Origin of the sequence: Fervidicella metallireducens AeB, assembly GCF_000601455.1 — a bacterium.
In the GTDB taxonomy this organism is placed as follows: Bacteria; Bacillota; Clostridia; order Clostridiales; family Caloramatoraceae; genus Fervidicella; species Fervidicella metallireducens.
Genome location: NZ_AZQP01000082.1, coordinates 1 through 4868, shown reverse-complemented (window position 1 = coordinate 4868; position 4868 = coordinate 1). Strand labels below are relative to the sequence as shown.

The following is a 4868-nucleotide window of genomic DNA, read 5'->3' as shown; positions in this document are numbered from 1 at the left end:
TAAGAGCACATCAAAATGATGTGCTTTTTTATTTTAATTAATTAAAGTATCTGGATACGAAAAAAATTCACAAAAAACACAGAAAAGAGATTTATAATATAGATAGGAAGGTAGGTGGAAAAATGCATGAAAAAATATTAGTAATTGAAGATGATTTTGATATCCAAGAAATTATCAGTGAAACGCTCTCTGCAAATGGTTACAAGGTTGAATTAGCGGAGGATGGTTTGGTTGGGATAGAGAAATTTAATAAAGAAAAATATGACCTAATTATTTTAGATATTATGATGCCCAAAATAAATGGATATGTTGTGTGTGAAATGATTAGAAAGGTATCAGATGTACCCATTATAATGTTAACTGCATTAGAAGAAGAACAGGATCAAATAAGGGGATTTGAATTAAAAATAGATGACTATATAACAAAGCCCTTTTCAATAAATTTGTTACTTAAAAGGGTAGAGGCGGTACTTAGAAGAACAAACAAAGATTACGAAGATCATAGAGTATATTTTGAAGAAATTGCGGTTGATAAGAGTAGTTATCGTGTTTGGGTTAATAATGAAAATGTAGAGTTAACAACTAAGGAATTTGAAATTTTAGAAACATTAATAAGAAATAAGGGAAGGGTTTTAACAAGGGAAGTTTTATTAGAAAAAATATGGGGATATGATTTTTATGGAGATGCACGGGTGATAGATACACATATAAAAAATTTGAGGCATAAGCTTAATACAGACTATATTAAAACGATTAGAGGTGTTGGTTATAAACTTGAGAAATAGAATTAAAAAAAGTATAACATATAGAATATTTGTCATCACAAGTATTCTGTTAGTGGTAACTTCTTTAAGTATCTATTTAATACTATATTTTCTGATGCCCAATTATTACTTCATTTACAAAAAAAATAGCTTGGAGAGAGGGCTAAATAACCTATCAGATAAGCTTAAAAATATATCTGTGGATGAAGGGGTGTACTATCTAGATGAATTCGCAACAAATAATAATGTATCTATGGTAGTAGTTGATAGTAATGGATATATAGTGTACTTTCCTTCCGAGATAACCAAATTCTTTTATGGAAAACCCCATAAAGAATTTTCAACTCCCTTTAGCTATAATATACCTGATAGAGAAGAATCAGTTAACGGTAGTAAAGGTAAAAAAAATTTATCAAGATACACATGTTGGAAAGAAATTACATTCGCAGAAGACCCACAGGTATATACAGTGCTTGTTACTGCACGTTTACAACCAATTGATGAGGCTTCAAAGGTGTTAGTAATGTTTATGCCCTATATTGGTATGATAGTATTAATTGTTTCGGTAACAGGAGCTTTAATATATTCTAAAATAATAGCCCAACCATTAATTAGAATAACCAATGTAGCGAAAGAAATGGCAAAACTTAATTTCGACAAAAAATGCATTGTTACAGGAGAGGACGAAATAGGTGAATTATCCAAAAGTTTAAATGAATTATCTTATAATCTACAAAAAACCATGACAGAACTTAAAGACGCTAATGAAAAGCTAGTTAATGACATTGAGAAGGAAAGGGAACTTGAAAAGAAGAGAAGAGAGTTTTTAGCAACTATATCCCATGAACTTAAGACACCAATAACCATCATAAAAGGTCAGCTTGAAGGTATGATCGCTAACATAGGTGTATACAAACAAAGAGACAAGTATTTAAATAGATCTCATCAAGTTTTAATGGATATGGAAAACATGGTGAAGGAAATATTAGAAATATCAAAGATAGAGTCGGATGGATTTAAACCTAATTTAAAGGAAGTCAATATTTCTAATTTGATTAACAGTTTAGTCAATAGCGTCTCAGTTTTAGCAGAAGAAAAGAATATAGATATGATTATGAATATAAGTGATAATTTATTTGTATATGTAGATGAGATGTTAATTAAGAAGGCAATAGCAAATATAATTAATAATGCAATAAATCATACAAACAGAGGAGAAAAGGTTTACTTAAATTTAGTTGAAAAAGAAGAACACATAATATTTGAGGTTGAGAATACTGGTGTTCATATTGAAGAAAAAGAATTAAGTGAAATTTTCAAACCATTCTATAGATTAGAGAAATCTAGAAGTAGAAGTACAGGGGGAAGTGGTTTGGGGTTATATATTGTAAAAATGATATTAGATGCCCATAACATAAGATATAAAATGAATAATACAGAGCTTGGTGTTATGTTTCAGACATCATTTCCAAAACTTAAAATAAGTCAGTAATGATTTGATGGAGTCCAAAGGACTCCTTTTTTATATATAAAAGAAATGATATGACAAGACTATAAAACATAAAAAGAACATATATACTTCACATAAAATACATAATTCTATTATAAAATCTCCATTGTGAACATGTAAAAATTTACATTGAATCATTATAGCTTGGGAGGGTAAAATATGAACTTTTTGAAGAGAGCGTTTCTAAGTGTAACCAAAAGAAAAGCAAAATCAATTATATTAATATTGGTATTAGGTTTAATAGCTAACTTAGTATTAGCTGGATTATCAATACAGACAGCTACGAAAAAATCTGGAGAGCTGGCAAGAAAAAAGCTAGGTGGAACAGTGATACTTCAGGCAGATATGAGAAAATATATGCAAAGTCTTAGAGAATCAGGATACAGCGAGGAAAAAAGACCAGAGGCACCACAATTATCAATTGAAGATGCAAATAAATTGATTAAATTAAACCATGTATCTGGATATAATTACATATCCTCAGCATTGGTAGAAGCTGATGATTTTAAACCTGTCGATGTGGAGACAGCTCAGAGTAATGATAACAGCAATAACAATAGAAGATGGATGAGAATGGGTATGGGAGAGGGTCAAAATATGGCAAATGCTAATATATCCCTTTCTGGTGCACTTTTCTCAGGATTATTAACAGAATTTACAGAAGGAACTAATAAATTAATTGAAGGTAGACACTTTACTGATGAAGATAGAGATAAAAATGTGGCTATAGTTGAAAAGAATCTTGTAGAAAAGAATAGTCTAAAGATTGGTGATAAAATAAAGATAAAATCTCTAGATGGAAAACAAAATATACTGTTTAAAATCATAGGAATATATGAGGCAAATACAAATAACGTAAATAATATGGGAATGAATTTATCATTTATGAGTCCGTACAATAAAATATATGTTCCATATATAACAGCATCAAAACTAAAGGTATCAAATATGGTTACTACTTCAACAAATACAATTGAGAGTGCCATTTACTATATAGATGATCCAATTAATGTTGAGAACTTTAAAAATGAGGCATTGAAAGCGAATATCGATTTTACCAAATTCAAATTGGATGCCAATGATTCGCTATATAAACAGATGATGGGGCCAATAGAAAATGTAGCTTCATTTTCAAAAACCATTGTTTATATAATTACATTAGCTGGGGCAGCCATTTTAGCACTTATAATTATATTATCACTAAGGGATAGAAAATATGAAATTGGAGTTTTATTATCAATGGGTGAAAGCAGGATAAAGATTATTGGCCAATTGGTAGTAGAAACGTTAATAATTACATGTATAGCATTCACAATATCAACTTTCACGGGTAAGGTGGTAGCACAAGAATTAGGTGATATTCTGTTAAAAAATGAAATAAAAGTTTCACAAACGCTAGAAGATCAAGAAGTATTCGGAAGGCAGCAAGGATTAAGAGTTGGACCAGGCGGAATTGTAAGGAACTTAAAAGTTGAACCTGTAGATGAATTTGATGTAAGTGTAACGGCAAAGGATATGAAGAAATTAAGTTTGATAGGAATACTGATAGTATTTATCGCAACATTTTTACCAGCTATTTCAATATTAAGGTTTAATCCAAAAACAATTCTTACTAGAAATGAATGAAGGGGGTTAGAAAAATGAACACAGTACTAGAGTTTAAGAATGTAAGTTATTACTATCAAAATGGTAACAAAAAGATAAATATTTTAGATAACGTAGATTTTAGTTTTGAAAAGGGTAAATTTTATACAATACTTGGGCCATCTGGCTCAGGTAAGACAACTGCGTTAGCATTAGCAAGTGCTTTAGACACTCCTAAAAGTGGTGAAATATTCTATGAAGGAAAGAATATAAAACAAATAGGGCTAACCAATTATAGAAATAAAAAAATAGGAATAGTTTTTCAATCATATAACTTAATAACATATCTATCAGGATTGCAGAATGTATTGATAGCTATGGAAATCACAAAAAACAAGATAAAAAATAAGAAACAGAAAGCCTATGATTTGATAGAAAAATTTGGACTAACAAGAGAGGAGGCAGATAGAAACATACAAAAACTAAGTGGCGGCCAACAACAGAGAATAGCTATTGCAAGAGCAATTTCAACAGATGCAGATTTAATTTTAGCGGATGAGCCAACAGGAAACCTAGATCAGGATACAGCAAAAGGAATAGTAGATATTTTTAAAACTTTAGCACATGATGATAATAAATGTGTAATTGTCGTGACACATTCAACGGAAGTAGCAAGGGAAGCAGATGTTATTATAAATCTTAGAAATGGAAAACTTATTGTTGTGTAATTAATATAGGTAAGTCAGATAAGTAAGGGGAGATTTCTACATAAAAAATATTTTTTAAACTGTCTGGCTTGACCTTATTGAACTGATTTTTGATACTTTTATATATTATGTGAGCAAAAAAATTTAATGCTTATTATTTTATGGATATTATGGTCAAAGAATGTATAAAACACATCCTGGAGTATCATATGTCGAAATACAAAGAATTTGGAAGCAATATCAAGAAAAATTAATATAATTTATGATATAGTTGATATATAATGTGAATCTATGGTTATTATT

General features: G+C 29.7%; 4 protein-coding genes. All 4 read left to right on the top strand.

The genetic code is table 11. The features are described from left to right. The first annotated feature begins 122 nt into the window (after window positions 1-122). The 4 genes from Q428_RS13355 to Q428_RS13340 all read left to right on the top strand — a co-directional run bounded on the left by Q428_RS13355 (window position 123) and on the right by Q428_RS13340 (window position 4586). Window positions 123-785, top strand: a complete 663-nt coding sequence (locus Q428_RS13355; protein WP_035381752.1) for a response regulator transcription factor — start codon at window positions 123-125, stop codon at window positions 783-785. Between the two features lie 130 nt (window positions 786-915). Further along, window positions 916-2256, top strand: a complete 1341-nt coding sequence (locus tag Q428_RS13350; protein WP_242847852.1) for a sensor histidine kinase — start codon at window positions 916-918, stop codon at window positions 2254-2256. 177 nt (window positions 2257-2433) lie between these two features. Continuing rightward, complete coding sequence (locus Q428_RS13345; protein ID WP_035381747.1) at window positions 2434-3900, top strand: ABC transporter permease; 1467 nt, start codon at window positions 2434-2436, stop codon at window positions 3898-3900. 14 nt (window positions 3901-3914) lie between these two features. Next, window positions 3915-4586 (top strand): ABC transporter ATP-binding protein, encoded by a 672-nt coding sequence (locus Q428_RS13340; RefSeq protein WP_035381746.1) that lies wholly within the window; start codon window positions 3915-3917, stop codon window positions 4584-4586. The last annotated feature ends 282 nt before the right edge of the window (window positions 4587-4868 follow it).